General features: G+C 56.4%; 15 protein-coding genes. 8 read left to right on the top strand and 7 right to left on the bottom strand.

All coding sequences use genetic code 11. The annotated features are described in order from the left end of the window. The first annotated feature begins 9 nt into the window (after positions 1-9). From lptG to rsmA, 4 genes are read left to right on the top strand one after another with little or no spacing between them, the layout of a single operon-like run. Positions 10-1,128: an LPS export ABC transporter permease LptG gene (gene lptG, locus AL01_RS04720; protein ID WP_077396281.1), complete on the top strand. Its 1,119-nt coding sequence runs from the start codon at positions 10-12 to the stop codon at positions 1,126-1,128. Beyond that, entirely contained in the window at positions 1,128-3,551 is a 2,424-nt protein-coding gene (locus AL01_RS04715; protein ID WP_077396280.1) for an LPS-assembly protein LptD, read from the top strand. Before lptG ends, AL01_RS04715 begins: the two co-directional genes overlap by 1 nt. A gap of 8 nt (positions 3,552-3,559) precedes the next feature. Next, complete coding sequence (locus AL01_RS04710; RefSeq protein ID WP_077396279.1) at positions 3,560-4,948, top strand: peptidylprolyl isomerase; 1,389 nt, start codon at positions 3,560-3,562, stop codon at positions 4,946-4,948. Next, on the top strand, positions 4,945-5,790 hold the full coding sequence (gene rsmA / locus AL01_RS04705) for a 16S rRNA (adenine(1518)-N(6)/adenine(1519)-N(6))-dimethyltransferase RsmA (RefSeq protein WP_077396278.1): 846 nt from the start codon (positions 4,945-4,947) through the stop codon (positions 5,788-5,790). The genes AL01_RS04710 and rsmA overlap by 4 nt, the downstream gene beginning before the upstream one ends. Positions 5,791-5,841: 51 nt before the next feature. Here the strand turns inward: rsmA and AL01_RS04700 are convergent, their stop codons facing one another. The 6 genes from AL01_RS04700 to dnaG form a co-directional block, all read right to left on the bottom strand. After that, complete coding sequence (locus AL01_RS04700; protein WP_077396277.1) at positions 5,842-7,077, bottom strand: SAM-dependent methyltransferase; 1,236 nt, start codon at positions 7,075-7,077, stop codon at positions 5,842-5,844. Positions 7,078-7,284: 207 nt separating this feature from the next. Next, complete coding sequence (gene rplI, locus AL01_RS04695) at positions 7,285-7,905, bottom strand: 50S ribosomal protein L9 (protein WP_077396276.1); 621 nt, start codon at positions 7,903-7,905, stop codon at positions 7,285-7,287. 10 nt (positions 7,906-7,915) lie between these two features. After that, the gene (gene rpsR, locus AL01_RS04690; protein WP_077396275.1) at positions 7,916-8,200 is read right to left on the bottom strand and encodes a 30S ribosomal protein S18; all 285 of its coding nucleotides are present in this window, start codon (positions 8,198-8,200) and stop codon (positions 7,916-7,918) included. Between the two features lie 6 nt (positions 8,201-8,206). Further along, positions 8,207-8,656 (bottom strand): 30S ribosomal protein S6, encoded by a 450-nt coding sequence (gene rpsF / locus AL01_RS04685; protein WP_077396274.1) that lies wholly within the window; start codon positions 8,654-8,656, stop codon positions 8,207-8,209. A gap of 191 nt (positions 8,657-8,847) precedes the next feature. Continuing rightward, positions 8,848-10,794 (bottom strand): RNA polymerase sigma factor RpoD, encoded by a 1,947-nt coding sequence (rpoD, locus tag AL01_RS04680; protein ID WP_077396273.1) that lies wholly within the window; start codon positions 10,792-10,794, stop codon positions 8,848-8,850. 144 nt (positions 10,795-10,938) lie between these two features. Continuing rightward, positions 10,939-12,792, bottom strand: a complete 1,854-nt coding sequence (gene dnaG, locus AL01_RS04675) for a DNA primase (RefSeq protein ID WP_077396272.1) — start codon at positions 12,790-12,792, stop codon at positions 10,939-10,941. 126 nt (positions 12,793-12,918) lie between these two features. Between dnaG and AL01_RS04670 the strand changes: the two genes are divergently transcribed. Together AL01_RS04670 and AL01_RS04665 are read left to right on the top strand one after the other, a co-directional pair. Continuing rightward, positions 12,919-13,860 carry a DMT family transporter gene (locus tag AL01_RS04670; protein WP_077396271.1) on the top strand — a complete coding sequence of 314 codons (942 nt, stop codon included), beginning with the start codon at positions 12,919-12,921 and terminating at the stop codon, positions 13,858-13,860. Positions 13,861-13,944: 84 nt separating this feature from the next. After that, on the top strand, positions 13,945-14,898 hold the full coding sequence (locus AL01_RS04665; RefSeq protein ID WP_077396270.1) for a DMT family transporter: 954 nt from the start codon (positions 13,945-13,947) through the stop codon (positions 14,896-14,898). Positions 14,899-14,967: 69 nt separating this feature from the next. On the opposite strand, the gene AL01_RS04660 is transcribed toward AL01_RS04665, so the two are convergent. Then, complete coding sequence (locus tag AL01_RS04660) at positions 14,968-15,420, bottom strand: GatB/YqeY domain-containing protein (protein ID WP_077396269.1); 453 nt, start codon at positions 15,418-15,420, stop codon at positions 14,968-14,970. 256 nt (positions 15,421-15,676) lie between these two features. On the opposite strand from AL01_RS04660, the gene carA reads away from it, so the two are divergent. Both carA and carB read left to right on the top strand, forming a co-directional pair. After that, positions 15,677-17,056: a glutamine-hydrolyzing carbamoyl-phosphate synthase small subunit gene (carA, locus tag AL01_RS04655; protein WP_077396268.1), complete on the top strand. Its 1,380-nt coding sequence runs from the start codon at positions 15,677-15,679 to the stop codon at positions 17,054-17,056. A gap of 3 nt (positions 17,057-17,059) precedes the next feature. Then, positions 17,060-20,314 (top strand): carbamoyl-phosphate synthase large subunit, encoded by a 3,255-nt coding sequence (carB, locus tag AL01_RS04650; protein ID WP_077396267.1) that lies wholly within the window; start codon positions 17,060-17,062, stop codon positions 20,312-20,314. Positions 20,315-20,451: the final 137 nt, after the last annotated feature.

The following is a 20,451-nucleotide window of genomic DNA, read 5'->3' as shown; positions in this document are numbered from 1 at the left end:
CTCTCCCGCATGGCTCATTCCGGCTTTTCCTTCACTCTGGCCCGCTATGTCGGCCGCCGGTTCGTCCTGACAACATGCCTGACCCTACTGGCCCTGACTGGGCTCATCTCCCTGTTTGACTTCATCGACCTCCTCCGCCGAGCAGCCGCACACCCAGAGGCCGGTCTCACCCTTGTGCTTGAAATCGCCGCCCTGCATGTCCCTTATTATGTGACCTATATTCTGCCCTTTGCCATTCTGCTCGGTGGGATCATCTGCTTTTCTCGTCTAGCCCGTTCCTCCGAACTAGTCGTGACCCGAGCTATGGGCATATCCGCATGGCAGGTACTGATCAGCCCTGCCCTTTGTGCAGCCCTAATGGGGGCGGTAGTCAGTGCCGGGCTGTCACCTCTATCCTCCTACAGCTACGGGCGGGCCGTACAGCTGGATGAAACATGGCTGCGAGGCCAGCATAACCATGAGGCAACGCGATTTGCTGACCTCTGGATAAGGGACGCTAGCAATTCGGCAATCGGGGGCGACATCATCTTCCATATCGGCCAGCTAGAACAACAAGGCCATCTTCTGAAGGGCCAGAATATCACCATCTTCCTGCTAAACCGGAACATGACCCTTCAGAACCGGATGGAAGTCTCCGAAGGACTGCTTTCAGAAGGCTTATGGAGACTCCACAATGTGCTTATTCTTTCCGATGGCCATCCCCCGCAAAGAAAAAATAACGTTCTCTTACCTTCTGGAATCACTACGGAAACCTTAAAACAACGCACCCTCCCCGCTGATGCCCTATCCCTCTGGGCACTACCTGACGTGATTAAACTGTTGCGTCATTCCGGTTTTTCCACGATACCTTATCGTCTCCACTTTCAGGGGCTATTGGCCCTTCCTATGCTTGCTGTCACCATGACGCTCGTTTCTGCCGGTTTTTCCATGCGTCCAGCCGGACGGGGCGGAATCGTGCGTATGCTGGGTATTGGCATTACCGCTGGCTTCGCCCTCTTTGCGGTCTGCAAAATAGCCGAACAGCTGGGAAAGTCTGGAGCTTTACCCCCGTTCCCCGCTGCATGGGGGCCGGCGGGGGCCGGTTTGTGTCTTGCTGCGGCGCTGCTGCTGCATTTGGAGGATGGCTGATGCCACTGTCTGCTGACTTTCCATTCCGCCTTGGAAAGCCCCGGTCACTGCTTAGCCAAACCCTTACGGGGACGGCTCTGGGCGCCTTGTTGCAGGTTATTCCTGCCTCCGCCCAACCTACTGCTACGCAGGCAAGCCCGGACAATGCGGCAGCCGTAGCAGGTACATCCCCCCGGGCAAAAGCACCACAGAACGCTCGTACTCTTCCCTCCAGCCCGAAGACAAGCAGTTCTGCTGACGGCCGTGTCTCCAGTTCGGACCCAGTGACCTACCTTGCCGACCATGAGAGCTACGACAAAACCGGCTTGTTCATCCTCGAGGGCAATGTCCGCCTTTGGCAAGGTGAGCAGACCCTACGAGCAGATACAGTCACCTACGACCGCGCCGCTGGCATTATCAGGGCATCCCATCATGTAGCGCTGACACAGCCTGATGGCACTACCGCCTATGCCGATCATGTCGAGCTAGCACATGGCATGAAAGATGCCATTAGCTCCTCTATGTATGTTCGCATGCCCAATGAGGCCAAACTCTCCAGCAGTGGCATGCGCCGGGTCAATGGCCGTGTGACGGATTTTGCCAATCCCGTCTATACGGCTTGCCCTGTTTGTGCGGCTCATCCCGACCAGCTTCCTTTCTGGGACATCAAGGCCCACGGGATGACGCAAGACAAGGATAATCAGAATATTGAGTTCGACAGAGCATGGTTACATGTTCTTGGCGTACCGGTCTTCTATTTCCCCTACCTGCCTGTCACAGACCCCAGCTCAGAGCGGCATAGTGGCCTGCTGAACTTTAATGCCAAACCGCATGACCATTATCTAGGAACGGTTTTCAGCCTCCCTTATTACTGGGTCATTGACGGCCATCAGGATGCTACGTTTACTCCGCAGGTATCCACTAAATCTGGCCCGCAACTTTCCACTATCTATCGCAACCGCCTGAATAACGGATATCTCTACTTTGAGGGTGGTGTAGCAGACGATACCCTACATGGGCGGCCCTTCTACAACGCCTTCGGTGAGCTCAGCGATGGTGGTAAAGAGCACGGTGCACAGGCCTACATAAACAGTCGTGGCGAGTTCAACCTCTCCCCACATTGGCGGGTTGGGTTCCATGCCAACCGGGCCACTTCCGCCAACTATATGCGTGACTACAGCCTGCCCGGCTATGGTAATGATACGCTAAACTCTAACGCCTATCTGGAAGGCTTCGGGGTTGGTTCCTATCTGCGGCTGGATGCACAAGTCTATCAGGGGCTGAATCAGGGGCTCATCAATAACAGGGACCTCCCCTACTCCCTGCCCCGCTTTACCTACGACTTCCAAGGAGAGCCGGACCAGCTCGGCGGGCGGCTGAGTGTTCATACAACCGACTTTGTGGTCCTGCGTGAGCGCGGTGCCAACGACCAGAGAGGGGAGCTTGCCCTCCAGTGGGATCGCCCGTGGACCAACAAATGGGGCCAACAGTGGCTTCTGACCGCCCGTGTTGACTCCATGCTCTACCACGCCACTCATATGCAGGAGCAACCCCTCTATGAGAATGCCGGCTCCCGTGTGCGGGGGCAGGTCCAACCTACGGTAGCTGTTAAGATCAACTGGCCGTTCCTCCGTTCCTTTGCCAAAGGACATGGAACGCAGATCTTCGAACCTATTGTGCAGTTTATTGCAGCTCCTAATACCGGCAATGCCTTGCACCGGCAGCTCCCCAATGAGGATAGCTTCGCCTACGAGTTCAATGACACCACGCTTTTTGCGCTCAACCGCTATATGGGGACAGACCGGCTGGATGGCGGCCTGCGGGCCAATGTCGGCTTACACCAGAACTGGAGCTGGAACGGTCGCTCCATTGACATGCTGATCGGTGAGAGCTTCATGCAGCACCCCACTCGTGGGGGGCCAGCCTATCTGGCTTATTCTGGCGTGCAGCACACATTCTCCGACCCAGTTGGGCGCATCCAGATGACGCCCTCACGCTATTTCGACCTAACAGCCCGTGGGCGCTTCAACCCCTATACCAAGAGCTTTGATTACGGGGAGGGTCTTGTCTCGGCAGGGGTACCTTTCCTGCGTGTCTCGGCGGGTTATATTTATGAACCCATAACGTCCTATTACTATTATTATACGCCACATTACGAACGCTTGAATTCTGAGGTGTTGAGAAATCCCTATCTCAGCAAGACAAGCGAGATCAGCGGTAGTGTCACAGGACGGTGGAAACATGTCCACTTCACCTATTACACACGGCGTAGTCTCTCTCGTAAGGAATTTGTGGCGAATGGTGGGGTAATCGGCTACTCTAATGATTGCTTCACACTAAACATCTACGTTAGCCGTCAAAACACCCGCATCAGTGGACGGCGTCCTAGAGCGACTGTCGGCTTCAGCGTTTCACTCAGATCTCTCGGTACGTTCGGAAACTGATCTTGACCATGCCTTTCTACTCACGTCTCTTCCGTTCCACTCTACTGTCTCTGACAGCCTGCACAGCCCTCATGGCGAGCGGGACTGCCCTAGCAGCCCATCACCGGCAGGCTGCAGACAAGCAAAAATCAGCAGTGGCACCCTCTACCCAAGCGGACTCCTCATCCGCTCTGACTGAGGATCAGATCATTGCGATCGTGAACGGACAAATCCTCACACAACGTGATGTAGAAGACCGGGCCCGCTTGTTTGCTGTGTCTACTGGCCTGCCTCTCACCACTGAGATTATGACCCGTATGCGTAGCCAGCTTATCAATCAGCTTATTGATGAGCGGCTGAAGATGCAGGAGATCCTTGGTCGGCATATCAATGTTGAACCAGAGCAGATTGCCGAAGCCATCCACACCATCGAAGCCCGCAATGGGATGCCGGAAAATGCCCTGCGAAACCGCCTGAAAGCGGATGGTATTTCCCTGACAACCCTGATCGACCAGCTACGTGTCCAGATTGGCTGGATGCAGGTTCTACGAGAGAACCTTGGTATCCGCAATCGTGTCACCCCACTGCAGATCACCCAGCGTGAAGAGGCCCTGCAGAACGAGTCAGGACGCCCACAGTATTTCATAAGCGAAATCTTCATTCCTGTGGTTGACCCTCGTCATGATGAGACGGAACTATCCTTCGTCAAGACTATCATCACCCAGCTTCGCAATGGTGCCCCTTTCCCCATCGTTGCGGCGCAGTTCTCGCAGGATCAGTCCGCCCTACAGGGAGGCTCTCGTGGGTGGATGCAGGAAGATAATATCGAGCCAGAAGTGCTGTCCGTCATCAAACAGATGCCGGAAAATGCCATTTCTAATCCCATCAAAGTGCCCGGTGGTTACGAAATCGTCACCGTCCATGCCCGCCGGACCATCGGCAAGCAGATGGGAACGCTCCTCAATATGAGGCAGGCTTTCTTCCCCTTCAACTCCCAACTGAATCCAGCTGAACCAACAGACCAGCAGAAACTTTCGCTCCAGAAAGCCCTTCACGCTTCCCAGACCATTAAAAGCTGTAATGAGATGGAAGCGTTGAATGCATCATTGGGCAACACCCGCCCCAGCAATCCGGGCCTACAAATTGCCGAGCGTCTCGCTCCTCAAATGAAGCAGGTTGTAGATAAAATCCCCACGGGTCATGTTTCCCGCCCTCTGGTCGCTCCAGATGGCATTGCCCTCATCATGATCTGCTCCCGCGATCAGCGTAACTTGGCCCAGCAAACACCCGGCCAGATCGCTGACCAGCTGATGAATGAACGTGTTGAGCAAGCATCTCAGCAGTTGCAGCGTTCTCTACGCCGTCATGCCATTATCAAGCTCCGTCCGGCTGCCAAGACGGTACTGTCCCACGAATGAGTTCTACTATGGCTCCGCCGGCCCTCCCTTCACTACGAGAGAGCATCCGCACGCATGGGCTGGATGCTCTCAAGACACTTGGGCAGCACTTTTTGTTAGACCCAACCCTGTGCATGCGCATCGCCGCACTTGGCGGCAACCTGACAGATTACCATGTCGTAGAGGTTGGCCCCGGTCCGGGAGGATTGACCCGGGCCCTGCTGCAATCCGGTGCTAAAAGCGTGCAGGCTGTCGAAATTGACAGGCGAGCATGGCCACTTTTGGAAGAGCTACAAGCGCATTATCCGGATCAGCTCCATATCATCCGAGAAGATGCACTAAAGTTAGATGCAGCTCAGCTAACCCCTGCCCCCCGACAGATCATCGCCAATCTGCCTTATAATGTTGCTACCCCCCTACTCGTTGGTTGGCTGCGGCAGGCAGGGCAATGGTCCCGCATGGCTCTGATGTTTCAGAAAGAAGTAGCAGAGCGGGTTTGCGCTGCACCGGGTACGTCCGCTTATGGGCGACTAGCCGTTTTGTCACAGTGGTGTGCTGATTGTTCCATCGCCCTGACCCTTCCGCCGGGTGCTTTCTCTCCACCCCCTAAAGTGCACTCTGCTGTGGCTCTCATCATTCCTCATGCTGAACAGCCCTCACAGGCTCTTTTTAAGGCTATGGAACAGGTGACTGCTGCGGCCTTCGGGCAACGCCGCAAAATGCTCCGTGCTGCGCTCAAGCCCATCAAGGGCAACATCCTACTGGAAGAAACAGGCATAGACCCAACTAGACGGGCGGAGACTCTCTCCATTGCCGAGTTTGATAGCTTGGCTCGCTGCCATCTCAACCAAAAATCATCTTAACAAAAACAATCCCCGAATAGCGCAAACTATTCGGGGAGATGCCCTCAAGAGCTAGGCTTTTTTCTCATCCCTTGCTCGCTGAGCATTTTCAGCGTCAAACATATAATCACGGGTCAGCGGTACGCCTTCAATATCTCGGGTAATCTGAAGCTGAAAGTTCATATGCCCCTGAATGCGGAAGGCAAGCTCACTCGCCACCAGATACAGCTCAAACATCCGCACAAAGCGATCATCATACAAGGCCCGTACTTTTTCCCTATTCGCCTCGAACCTCACCCGCCAATGAGCCAGTGTCTTGGCGTAGTGCAGACGCCAAACCTCACAATCTGTCAGCCATAAGCCCGTCTGTTCCAAAGCAGCCAATGTCTCACTAAGGGCCGGCGAATATCCACCGGGGAAAATATATTTAGAAATCCACGGATTTGTCATTCCCGGCCCATCCATTCGGCCAATAGAATGAATCACCGCCACGCCATCTTGCTTTACAAGCCGTTTAACGTGGTTAAAGAAGGTCTCATACTGCCGCACCCCAACATGTTCGAACATACCAACGGACACGATGCGGTCGAATTGCCTCTGTAGGGTTCGATAATCAAGCAGCTCGAATGAAACGAGATGGTCGAGCCCCTCTTCCTTCGCCCTTTTCTGCGCAACCTGAAGCTGCTCGACAGACAGGGTAATACCCGTCACTTTTGCCCCATAGTCACGGGCAAGCGTTAAGGCCATTCCTCCCCAACCACAGCCAATATCCAGCACCTCAAGGCCCGGTCGATCGAGCTTCAGCTTAGCCGCAATATGCCGTTTCTTCGCCACCTGAGCATCATCGAGTGACATATCGTCATGCTCGAAATAAGCGCAGGAATACTGCCTGTCCTTATCCAAAAACAGCTCATAAAGGCTGCCATTAAGGTCGTAATGATGGGCTACATTACTGCGAGAGCGTTTAAGCGAATTCAGGGGGCGCAACACACGGCTGACATAGCGCAGCTTCCCGCTGATATCCTCACTAAGAAGGCCGCCACGTTCCACATTAGGTATGACAACCCACAGCACATCCTCCAGCGAGCAGCCATCTGGCACGACTGTGCCATCCATATATTCCTCACCAAAGGCAAGAGCCGGCTTGAGTGCCAAAGCCCGCTCCGCCGCGGTTGTTAGAATACGGACGGCAGCCTTATGCCCTGGCCTCTCACCCTGATACTGCCGCACTGTCCCATCACTATAGGTTACTGACAGGGTACCAAAATAAATGAAGCGCTTCAGCAGAGCGTCGAGAACCGATTTCATGCGTTATTCCATCCTGACTCGGAATGAAACAGGTCTGTTGCCAGCAACCTCCTGCTTCAACTGCCTTCCTAGACTTTGGCACAGTCCAGAAATATGACAAGCCCCCACATCAGGAAGAAAAACAACGGTTCTAGACAAGAAAAAACCCGGCAAACACAAAGCCTGCCGGGTTCTTCCGGGCAATACCCGAATGGGATGATCCAGAGATCAGCCCTCGTGGCCAGCGCCTTCAGCCACTTCGCCTTCAGCTGCCAGAGCGGCAGCCTCGGCAGCGGCTTCTTCAGCAGCCTGCTCGGCATGAAGCTCACCGAGGATGTTATCCTCTTCTTCTTCCTGACCGACAACCTCACCACGGGCCTGACGCTCGGCTTCTTCCTCAGAGCGAGCCACATTGACCGTGATCTGGATGGAAACTTCCGGATGCAGGACGATGCGAGCTTCCACAAGGCCAAGAACCTTGATCGGCTCATCCAGGATAACCTGCTGACGGGCCACTGTCAGGCCAGCTGCAGTAGCAGCAGCAGCAATGTCACGCGGTGTTACGGAGCCATAGAGGCTACCGCTGTCACCAGCCTGACGGATCAGCGTCACGCTCAGGCCGTGCATACGCTCAGAGAGACGCTCAGCCTCTTCACGCTTGCGGATGTTCAGGGCTTCCAGCTGGGCACGCTCATTGTCGAAACGGGCACGGTTAGCAGCCGTAGCACGCAGAGCCTTACCCTTGGGCAGCAGGAAGTTGCGGGCATAACCCGGCTTCACACGGACGATATCGCCCATCTGGCCAAGGTTTTCCACGCGCTGAAGCAGAATCAGTGATGTCTGGGACATGTCGTGCTCCTCAGTTTACAACGTAAGGGAGCAGGGCGAGGAAGCGGGCGCGCTTAATCGCCTGCGCCAGTTCACGCTGCTTTTTTGCCGACACTGCCGTGATGCGGCTGGGAACGATCTTGCCACGCTCGGACAGGAAGCGGCTCAGAAGGCGCACATCCTTGTAGTCGATCTTCGGAGCGTTAGCACCGGAGAACGGGCAGGATTTCCGACGGCGATAGAAGGGACGGCGTGCCCCAACAGCCAGACGGCGGGAAGCAGGGCTGACTGCCGGTGTCGTGTTTGTGTCTGACATGGTTTCTTACTCCGCTGCAGCCGCGTTGTGATCGCGCGTCTCTGAGGACTCGTTATGGCGGCGGCCACCACGGCCACTCTCATAACGTCCGCCACTGCGGGAACCACCACGGGACCCACGGTCACCACGGTCATCCTTGCGGGACAGGATCGGAGACGGTGTCTCGTCAATCTCGTCAACACGGAGTGTCAGCAGACGCAGAACATCGTCATGCAGACCCATCTGACGGCTCATCTCATTCATGGCCTCAACCGGAGCTTCGATCCCCAGCAGGACATAATGACCCTTGCGGTTCTTCTTGATGCGGTAAGCAAGGGTACGTAGACCCCAGAACTCGCGCTTGCGGATGGTACCGCCGTGCTCGCCGAGAATACCGGAGATGTTCTCGACCAGGGTTTCAACCTGAGCCTGAGAGACATCATTACGTGCAATCAGCACGGTCTCATAAAGTGGCATGAAAACTCCCTTCGGATAAGGTCAACCCGGACCAACCCAGTGCTGGCCTGAACGCACCACCCCAATGGGGCCGTGCCGGGTATAGCCGTTGCGCCGCCATAGCGCACGGCAGGGAAAGCGGCCTTTAAGCACGAAAGCGGCTTAAAGGCAAGGAAAACTGGCAGCGCCTGAAGCCCTACCAGCAAACTGAATCAATCATCCAAGAAGGAACGCAACTTGCGGCTACGGCTCGGATGCTTGAGCTTGCGAAGGGCCTTGGCCTCGATCTGACGGATACGCTCACGGGTCACGTTGAACTGCTGGCCGACTTCTTCCAGCGTGTGATCTGTGTTCATGCCGATACCGAAGCGCATACGCAGCACACGTTCCTCACGAGGCGTCAGGGACGCCAGAACACGGGTTGTTGCCTCACGCAGATTCGTCTGAATGGCAGCATCCAGCGGAATGACGGCGGTCTTGTCCTCGATGAAGTCACCGAGATGGCTGTCTTCCTCATCACCGATCGGAGTCTCGAGAGAAATCGGCTCCTTGGCGATTTTGAGGACCTTACGGACCTTCTCCAGCGGCATACCCAGCTTCTCGGCCAGCTCTTCCGGGGCAGGCTCACGGCCAATCTCATGCAACATCTGCCGGGATGTCCGCACCAGCTTGTTGATCGTTTCGATCATATGAACGGGGATACGGATCGTCTTAGCCTGATCGGCAATGGAACGAGTAATTGCCTGACGGATCCACCATGTCGCATAAGTGGAGAACTTGTAGCCACGGCGATATTCAAATTTATCCACCGCCTTCATCAGGCCGATATTGCCCTCCTGAATCAGGTCGAGGAACTGGAGGCCACGGTTGGTGTATTTCTTGGCAATGGAGATCACTAGCCGCAGGTTGGCCTCGATCATCTCCTTCTTGGCACGGGTGGAATCACGCTCCCCACGGGAGATTGTCTGATAGACAAGACGGAATTCATCCACTGGCAAGCCGGTTTCCTTAGCCAGAGCGGCAACCTCATCCCGCATTTTCTCAAGAGCAGGCAGATGCTTGCTCGTCAGGGTCTTCCAGCCCTTGCCGGGAAGCTGGCAGATACCTTCAATCCAATCCGGTGCCAGTTCCTGATGACGGTACCGGTCCATGAAATCTTCCCGAGGAATTTTGCACTTCTCGGCCAGACGCAGCATCCGTCCTTCAACGGCATTCAGCTTCTGCACATGGGCCTTCAGGGACTGAACCAGCTCCTCAATACGGTTGTTGTGCAGGCGCATCCGTTCAACAAGAGCAACCAGCTCGGTCCGCAGCTTGTTATACTTCTTCTCGTCTGCATCGGTCGGGGCACCCCCTTCCAGCAAGACCTTGAGCCGCTGGCTCTGCATCCTGATCAGCTTCTGATAGAGCGGCTCAAAAGCCTCAAAAAGCAGCATGATGTCCGGGCGGAGTTTCTCTTCCAGTGCGGAAAGGGACAAACCGCTCCCCTCGCCGCCACTTCCCTCGCCATCGCCATCTTCTGCCTCATCATCCGGCTCGTTTTCTTCCTCAGATGCAAGGTCTTCCATATCCTCAGGCGATTCCGGGTCGCTCTGGCTAGCCTCCAGATCGATCACTTCACGCAGAAGCAATGTCTCGTTCTTGAGCTGCTCGTACCACCCCAGAATGGACTGAAAGGTCAGTGGACTGCGGCACAGACCACCAATCATCTCACCACGACCGGCCTCAATACGCTTAGCAATGGCGATTTCGCCCTCACGGGAGAGAAGCTCTACCGCTCCCATTTCCCGGAGATACATACGGACAGGGTCATCCGTACGGCTGGCAGCAACAGCATCCACGTTACCACCATTTGCCTCATCTTCTGATGAGTCATCATTGCTGGCGCGGGGTTCGTTGCTGGCTGTGTCGTCCTCTTCCCTGTCGGCACTCTCAACAACCTGAATTCCCATCTCGGAGAGGGCAGCCATAACGTCTTCAATCTGCTCGGAAGACATCTTATCCTGCGGGAGGATGGCGTTCAGCTCATCAAACGTGATGTGCCCGGCAGCCCTCCCCTTGGCGATCAGCTTCTTGACGGCCGAGGACTGCACATCAAGCGGAGAGCTGTCCTGCTCTGGTGCATTCCGGTCTGATCCAGATGCTGATTTTGTGGCCATGCGTCTCTCCGTCCTCTACTCGAAAGCCAGTAATGGGGCAGCTTGGAATTGGTTAATCCGGCCCTCCAAGTCAAGGACCAGAGCACCAGAAAGTTGCGATTACGTGCTTTATCCTAATCAACGCACCGACTTCCTTCCAATAGTTCAGCCATCTTCCGGCTCCAGCTCCGGGCTTTCCCCTCGGCGGAGGGCGAACAATACGTTCTGCTTGGCCTGCATGGCTGCAAGCAGTGTACGCTTCGTTGCCTCATCCGATTCGGAGGAAGATTTCAAGAGCCGTTCCACCGTCCGGCGTACCTCCTCCTCCACTGTTTCCTGCAATGTCTTGAGATTTTCCAATGCGTAGAAATGCCACCAGAGCTTCATAACCGTCTGCATACGGTCTTCGCCATCCTCTAACTGAACCTGCCGAGGCATGGGACTACTGCACAGCTTGCTGACCGCATCCGCCAACCCCTGCCTTGCCATCCAATCCCGGCAACTTTCTGCCGTGAGTGCTCCAGTACATTCATCAGCCCAGCTCAACAGAGCTGTACGGATTTCAGCGAGAGTATCAGGCAGAGAAAGCGCATTATATTCTTGGTCAATACCCGGCAATATCTCCGGATACTGTAGGAGAATGGCTGTGAGGATATTCAGCCTCTCACTGCTGCCCTCTTCCACCTTCCGCTCACCGGAAACGGGAATAACAGACGCCGCCACACCTCCTTGCTGCCCCCGAAACCCCCGGCCTGTTTTCTGACGGCGATACCGAGCGAAGAACATGTCGCCCAGCGTACTGCGATACTCACTGGCTAAGAGTTTATCCGGGATCATCCGGGCCAGAGCGTAGAGCTTCTCCCGCAGAGCCGCACGCCGTTCAGGTGTGGGGTCACGCTCCTGCGCTGTCAGCAGACTGAAAAGCTCCTCCTCCATCGGTCGCGCACTGGAGAGACGGCTTTCCAGACCTTGTGGGCCTTCCCGCCGGATGAGAGAATCTGGGTCATCCCCACCGTCCAGACGGCAGAAGCGCAAGCTCCGCCCGACCTTCAACAAAGGCAAGGCCACTTCGCAAGACCGTAGAGCTGCCCGCTGACCGGCCCCGTCTCCATCGAAACAGATGATGGGTGTATCTGTCATCCGCCAAAGAAGTTCTAGCTGTTCATCACCCAAAGCCGTGCCCAGCGGTGCAACAGCTCCTCCGAAGCCCGCCTGCACCATAGCGATGACATCCATGTAGCCTTCCACCACAACGGCCTTTGCCCCTTTGTGAATGGCCTGCCGTGCGAGGTCGATATTGAAGAGTGTCCGCCTTTTGGAGAATATCTCCGTCTCTGGTCCATTCAGATATTTTGGCTGACCATCTCCTAGAACACGCCCACCGAAAGAGATGATCCGCCCCTTTCTATCCCGAATCGGAAACATGACACGGTTGAAGAACAGCTCACCCCTAGGCCGTCCGTCCTCATCGGTCCGCATCAGCCCAACGTGAACCAGCGTCTCCGCTGTAATGTTTTTATCTTCCAACGCCTTCAGCAATGAACGTCCATCGCCTGACCACCCAAGCCCGAAACGCTCCAGCGTTTCCTCCGTTAGGCCCCGCTTCTGGAGGTAGTCCAACCCTGCACGTCCCTCCGGCTGGTAAAGCCTACGGCGATAGATGGCCTGTACTTCATCCATGACATCATACAGGGTCTGGCGGACACGGGCTTTCTCGACCTGTTGGGGGTCATCTGCGGGAACCTCCATCCCCGCTTCTGCCGCCAGACGCTCCACAGCCTCACGAAAACCCGCCCCCTCACTCTGCATGACGTAGCTGATAGCATCCCCATGCGCCCCGCAGCCGAAGCAATGATAATGATCATCGTAAATATACAGTGAAGGTGTCTTTTCCCCGTGAAAGGGGCAACAAACCTTCCAGTTCCGCCCGGACCGGACAAGTTTGTTCCGGCGACCGAACAAGGATGTTAGGGATGTGCGCTGCCGCAGCTCATCAAGAAATGCTGTATCTATGGCCATAACGACAATGTGGCACTCCCCTCCCCAAAAAGGAAGATGACGCTTTCCCCTTGACGAAACCGCCCTGAACCTCAACACACATGAGGGGTCACCCTACCACACCACAAAGCAGAGAGCGGGCCTTTCATGACACGTTCCACCATCACCGGCATTGCATGTGGCGCCGCAGCTGGTGCCCTTTGGGGATTATCCCTTCTTGCCCCAGAACTAATCAGCCCCTTTGCTCCCCTGCAACTGGCCTCTGTCCGATTTGTCACCTATGGGGTCATCGCCCTGCTGCTGCTTGCTCCCCGGTTGAAGAAAATCCTACCCCATCTCGGCGTTGCCGAATGGTGGGGTCTGCTAGGGCTCAGCCTGATGGGTAACATCATCTATTACAGCCTGCTTAGTGCAGCAGTTCAACTTTGCGGTGTGGCGATGCCCTCCCTGATCGTGGGCTTCATCCCTGTTACGGTCACAGTCGTGGGGGCTTTGCGACATGATTCAACAGTGCGCCTCCGCCGACTTGTGCCATCCATGGTGCTAAGTGCCGGTGGGATTGTCTGTATTGCGTGGCAGAACTTCCATAATGCTGACCATTCACAGCATCACACAAGCCTACTCCTCCAAGTCGCCGGCCTCATCATGGCCGCCTGTGCCCTACTGAGCTGGACAGGATTTGTCGTCAAGAACGCCAACTGGTTAAAACGACTGGAACATCTCTCCAACAATGATTGGAACCTATTGACCGGCCTTGTTACCGGTGGGCTGGCCCTACTCATGCTGCCTCTGGCCTTCCTACTCCCCCAGCATCTACCCACCACAGGCTGGGCGCATTTCCTCATGATTGCCTGCGGGATCGGCCTGATGGCCTCGGTCGTTGCCAACGCATTCTGGAACACCATGACACGCCTCTTACCGCTAACAATGGTCGGGCAGATGATCCTATTCGAGACGCTCTTTTCCCTGTTCTATGGCTTCCTATGGGAGCAGCGTTTCCCCACCCTGCTAGAAGGCTGCGCCATCGCTCTGGCTATCAGCGGTGTTATCTCCTGCGTCAAAGCCCACGGCCCAGCAAAGCACAGCTGAACCGGCTCTCCCCCTTGACGAGAGAAGTTTTACCGATAACACAGGCGCTGATCATATAAATTAACAACCAAAAAACGAGCCTGCATGACACGGTCCATCCTCATTGGCACCGCTTATGGTGCCATGGCGGGAGCTTTCTGGGGTATTACCTTCCTTGCCCCGGAGCTTGTCGCTCCCTTCACGCCTTTTCAGCTTGCAACACTACGCTATCTGACCTTCGGGGTCGTCTCTCTGCTCATCCTTCTGCCCCGGTTGAAGACGCTACTGCCACGCATCTCCTTCAAGGCGTTCCGAGCACTTGTGCTGCTCGCCATACTGGGCAGCGTGGGCTATTATAGCATGATGGGCGTTGCCATCCAGCTGAGCGGCGTGGCCATGCCATCCCTCATCATCGGCTTTATCCCTGTCACAGTGACACTAGCCGGTATCTGCCGCCATAATGCAGTCGTCACGTTCCGTCAGCTTATCCCGTCCATCCTGCTCAGCACAGCAGGTATTCTCTGCATCTCATGGCAGAACTTCTTCGTTGGCTCTGCCCTGCACCATACCGGCCCGTTACTACAAGCAGTCGGCTTGCTGATGGCCATTGGGTCCTTGTTGGGCTGGACGCTCTTTAATGTCATCAATTCCGACTGGTTGAAGAAGCTAGATCATATCACAAGCGATGAATGGAACCTGCTGACAGGCGTTATGGCGGGTATCCTGTCTCTGGTTATTCTCCTGCCTGCCGCTTTTTTCTGGCCTGCCCATCTACCTACCACAGGGTGGACACGTTTCTTCCTCATTTCCTGCGGTGTAGGGCTGTTCTCCTCTACAATCGCTAATGCGTTCTGGAACCGCATGACCCATCTGCTACCGCTGACGATGGTCGGACAGATGATCTTATTCGAGACGCTATTCTCACTAATCTATGGCTTCCTCTGGGAGCAGCGTCTGCCCACTATCTGGGAAGCTGCTGCTTTCCTGCTTTCTGTCAGCGGGGTTCTGGCCTGTGTCCGTGCCCATAAGAATAGCGAAGCCTCACACTCCTATCACTGAAACGCAAAACCCCGCCCGGAACAAACCGGGCGGGGTTTTCACAATTCAGCACGAAAGCTGAAAAACTGATCAGCTAAGGTGAGCCTTAACGAGACCACTGGCCCGACCAGCATCCAACGCCGCACCGAAACGGCCCTTCAGAACGCCCATCACCTTGCCCATATCCTTCATGCCTTCTGCGCCTGTTTCCTTCACAGCCTCGGCGATAGCCTCTTTAAGAGCCTCCTCGGAAAGTTCAGCCGGAAGATAGGCACGGATGGTCTCAATCTCTGCTTCTTCCTTAGCGGCCAGCTCGGGGCGGTTGCCCTGATGATACATGGCCGCAGACTCCGTGCGGGTCTTAATCATAGAACGCAGAGCCAGAAGGATATCATCCTCGCTTACCTCACCGCTCTTAGCACGGGCAGCAACATCAAGGTCCTTAATCTTGGCAGAAATGGCACGAATCTGCGCCACACGGTCAGACTGACCGGCTTTCATAGCGGCTTTGAGATCATCCATGATACGGGTACGGAGCGACATGTTGGTCCTCTCTTAATTATAGGTTTATAATCTCTATATGGGAGCGTAAGAGGTACCAGCACAGTTCCCTCCTGTCGATAAGGGCCATTTTCATGGATGGACTATCCATATGGGAAGAAATTTCCCACTTCCCCTTGCACTTCACGCTCTGCCCCTCATATGGGAAAAAACTTCCCATTAAACCCTTGCTGCTTTATGAAGATAAAAGCCTGAACAGACGAAAAACAGACAGGGTGCGGAGCGGAGCGACAGACGCATGAACATCGATTCACTAATCAGGAAAGCGGGCGGTGCGGCTGAAATCGCCCAGCTGACCGGGGTCACGACCGAAGCCGTGCGCAAATGGCGTCAGGCTGGTATGGTACCCACTAAACACTGGCCTGCCCTGCTTCACGTGCCGGGAATCACCCTGGCCGACCTGAACGAGACGTCAGAGGAGACATCTGCCATGACCCACCCTACAGATGACATGCCCCCCAAAGGCGCAACAGCCGTCCTCGTACTGGCGGATGGTACCCACTTCTGGGGCCGTGGTTTTGGTGCCTTCAATGAAGGGGCCGTGGGTGAACTCTGCTTCTCCACCGGCATGACAGGTTATCAAGAAACACTGACAGACCCCTCCTTCGCCGGGCAGATCATCACCTTTACTTTCCCCCACATCGGCAACGTCGGCACCAACGGTGATGATGATGAAGCCCCCACAATGGCCGCCCTAGGCCTCGTGGTGAAAGAGGATGTCACCGCCCCGGCCAACTGGCGGTCCGTTCAGCCGCTTCAAGACTGGCTGAAAGCCCATAAACGGGCTGGCATCAGCGGTGTGGACACACGCGGTATCACCCGCTTGCTGCGGGACAAAGGGCCGCAGAACGCTCTGCTCTTCTACCCTAAAGATGGCCGTTTCGATCTCGCCGCCCTGCGCAAAAAAGCCGCAGAATGGCCCGGTCTGGAAGGGATGGACCTCGTCAAAGAAGTTGCTCAGCCCGCCCGTAACTGGACGAAAACCACATGGCACAACACCCGCCCCGAGCGGGCTGTGAAACGCCGTGTCGTGGCTCTGGATTACGGAGCAAAGGATAACATCCTCCGTAGCCTCGTTGCCGCTGGTTGTGAGGTGCATGTCCTCCCCGGCACCGCCACAGGGGAAGAAATCCTCGCCCTGAAGCCGGAAGGCGTCTTCCTCTCCAACGGTCCAGCAGACCCTGCCGCTACGGCTGTCTATGCTGTCCCGGCCATTCAGGCCGTCATGGAAGCAGACATCCCTGTCTTCGGCATCTGCCTCGGCCATCAGCTTCTGGCCCGGGCACTGGGGGGCACGACCTACAAGCTGGACCGTGGCCATCGTGGTGCCAACCAGCCGGTGAAGGACCTCACGACAGGCCGGGTGGAAATCACCAGCCAGAATCACGGTTTCGCCGTGGATGAGAAGTCCCTGCCCGATACCGTCAAAGTGACACATGTCAGCCTGTTTGATGGCTCTAACGAGGGGCTTGCCTCCACCGTAAAGGAGGCCTTCTCCGTTCAGTATCACCCGGAAGCCAGCCCCGGCCCGACCGATAGTTTCTACCTCTTCGAGCGGTTTGTTGCCGTCATGGACCGCCGCGCCGAGGCCCGCACAACCAGCAAGGCAGGAGCCTGAACCATGCCCAAACGCACAGATATCCGCTCCATCCTCATCATCGGTGCTGGCCCCATCGTCATCGGGCAGGCCTGCGAATTCGACTATTCCGGTGCACAGGCCTGTAAGGCCCTGAAGGAAGAAGGCTACCGGGTCATCCTTCTGAACTCCAACCCAGCCACCATCATGACCGACCCCGGTCTGGCCGATGCGACATACATCGAGCCCATCACGCCGGAATTTGTCGAGCGCATCATCCTCAAGGAAAAGCCGGACGCCGTCCTGCCGACCATGGGGGGCCAGACAGCCCTGAACGCCGCCATGGCATTGGATAAGTCCGGCTTCCTCAAAGCGCATGGCGTGGAGCTAATCGGCGCACGTGCTGACGTGATCGACCGTGCCGAGGACCGTCTGAAGTTCCGTGAAGCGATGGATGCCATCGGTGTGGAAAGCCCCCGCAGTGCCATCGCCCATACGCTGGACGAGGCCCGTACGGCTCTGGAGCATATCGGCCTCCCCGCCATCATCCGCCCCTCCTTCACCATGGGCGGCTCTGGCGGTGGTATTGCCTATAATCGGGAAGAATTCTCCCAGATTGTTGCCAGCGGTCTCGATGCCTCCCCTACCACCGAGGTGCTCATCGAAGAATCCGTCATCGGCTGGAAAGAGTACGAGATGGAGGTGGTCCGTGACGTGGCGGACAACTGCATCATCGTCTGCTCCATCGAGAATATCGACCCGATGGGCGTCCATACCGGGGATTCCATCACCGTAGCCCCGGCCATGACGCTGACAGACAAAGAATATCAGCGGATGCGTGATGTCTCCATCGCCTGCCTACGGGCCATCGGCGTGGAAACAGGCGGTTCCAACGTGCAGTTCGGCGTGAATCCGAAAGATGGCCGCATGGTCGTCATCGAGATGAACCCCCGTGTGTCCCGCTCCTCCGCTCTGGCCTCCAAGGCCACTGGCTTCCCGATCGCCAAGATCGCTGCCAAGCTGGCCGTGGGCTACACGCTGGATGAGCTGACAAACGACATCACCGGCAATATCCCTGCTAGCTTCGAGCCGACCATCGACTATGTCGTCACGAAGATTCCTCGCTTCACCTTCGAGAAATTCCCCAGCACACCGGCTCTGCTCTCCACCTCCATGAAGTCCGTTGGTGAGGCCATGGCCGTGGGCCGCAGCTTCGCTGAATCCCTCCAGAAGGGCCTGCGCTCCATGGAAACCGGCCTGACAGGTCTGGACCCTGTGGAGGCCCCCGGTGATGGTTCCCCGGATGCCTACCGTGCCGCCCTCTCCGAGCCACGGCCGGAACGTATCCTCATGGCCGCACAAGCCTTCCGTGCTGGTCTATCTCTGGAAGACATTCAGGAAGCCTGCCACTTCGAGCCGTGGTTCCTGCGTCAGCTGGAAGCCATCATCGCTACCGAGCGCGAGATCGAAGCGAACGGCCTGCCAGATGATGCCATTAGCCTGCGTCAGATCAAGGCTCAGGGCTTCTCCGACCAGCAGCTTGCCCGCCTGAGCGGCAAAAGCGTGAAGGACGTTGTCGCCCTGCGCACGAAGCTGGATGTTCTGCCTGCCTATCGCCGGATTGATACCTGTGCGGCTGAGTTCTCATCCGACACGCCGTATCTGTACTCCACCTATGAAGGGGGCTTCGGCATCCCGGATTGCGAGAGCCGCCCGACAGATAAGAAAAAGGTCGTCATCCTCGGTGGTGGTCCCAACCGTATTGGTCAGGGTATCGAGTTTGACTATTGCTGCGTCCATGCCGCCTACGCCCTGCGTGAAGCCGGTTTTGAGACCATCATGGTCAACTGTAACCCGGAAACAGTATCCACCGACTATGATACGTCCGATCGTCTCTATTTCGAGCCGCTGACAGCCGAAGACGTCATCAGCCTCGTAAAGAAGGAAATGACGAACGGTACCGTTCTGGGCTGCATCGTGCAGTATGGTGGTCAGACCCCGCTCAAGCTCTCCCGTGCTCTGGAGGAAGCGGGCATTACCCTGCTTGGAACCCCAGCCGATGCCATCGACCGGGCCGAGGACCGGGAACGCTTCCAGGCCATGTTGCGCAAGCTGGGCCTGCGCCAGCCCCGCAACGGCATTGCCCGCACCCCTGACGAAGCCCTGAAGATTGCCGAAGAAGTTGGTTATCCAGTCGTGGCCCGTCCGTCCTATGTGCTGGGTGGCCGTGCCATGGAGATCGTCTATGACAAGGCTGGTCTCTCCAACTATCTCAACACTGTTCTGCGGGCAGCTGGTGAGGAAGTGGCAACAGGGCCGGTCCTGCTGGACCACTACCTGAATGAAGCCATCGAGGCTGACGTGGACTGCATTGCTGATGGCCATGATGTCTATGTCGCCGGGGTGATGGAGCATATTGAAGAAGCCGGTATTCATTCAGGGGATTCTGCCTGCTCCTTGCCGCCTTACACACTCTCCCCAGCTCTGGTAACGGAGCTGAAGGCCCAGACTGAGGCTATGGCTCGTGAACTAGGCATCCGTGGGCTAATGAACGTACAGTTTGCCATCAAGGATGACGAAGTGTTCGTTCTGGAGGTCAACCCCCGTGCCTCCCGTACGGTGCCGTTCGTGGCCAAGGCAACAGGTGTGCCGGTTGCTAAAATCGGTGCCCGCATCATGGCTGGTGCCAGACTGTCCGACTTCCCGCTAGAAGGCCGGTCTGTAGCCCCGCATGTGGCCGTTAAAGAAGCCGTCTTCCCCTTCAACCGCTTCTCTGGCGTTGATACGATCCTTGGGCCAGAAATGCGCTCCACTGGTGAGGTAATGGGGCTGGATGCCAACTTCGAGATGGCCTTTGCTAAGTCCCAGCTAGCAGCCGGTGTGAAGCTCCCTCGGGAAGGCACCGTCTTCCTCTCCGTGCGGGAAAGCGATAAGGCCCATGTGCAGCCTCTAGCCCGCAAGCTGGTGGAAATGGGCTTCACCATCCTTGCCACCCGTGGCACAGCCGAACGGCTGAAGGAAGCCGGCATCCCTGTGACCCGTGTCAATAAGGTGCTGGAGGGTCGCCCGCATTGCGTGGATGCTATCCGCTCCAACGAGGTTCAGATGGTTATCAACACGGCGCAGGGGGGACAGTCCGCTCGAGACAGCTTTGACATCCGCCGCTCTGCCCTGACAATGAACGTGCCGCATTACACGACCATTGCCGGTGCCCGTGCTGTTACCTATGCCATTTCTGTCCTGAAGCAGAAAGAACCGGATGTGGCCCCGCTACAATCCTATTTCCACGGTTCTTTCTGATCGCAAGAGAAGACTTGCAGCACACATAGTGCGCTGTCTATCCTGTGCGCCACAGCGTATGCCGCCCCGCCCTTTTCTGCTCCATGCAGAAGGGGGCGGGGCGGTATGCCATTCACCTCTTTTACCAGTGTGAGGAT

This window comes from Bombella intestini (genome assembly GCF_002003665.1).
GTDB lineage: Bacteria > Pseudomonadota > Alphaproteobacteria > Acetobacterales > Acetobacteraceae > Bombella > Bombella intestini.
The sequence above is the reverse complement of the archived record's forward strand: the minus strand, read 5'-3'. Positions and strand labels throughout refer to the sequence as shown.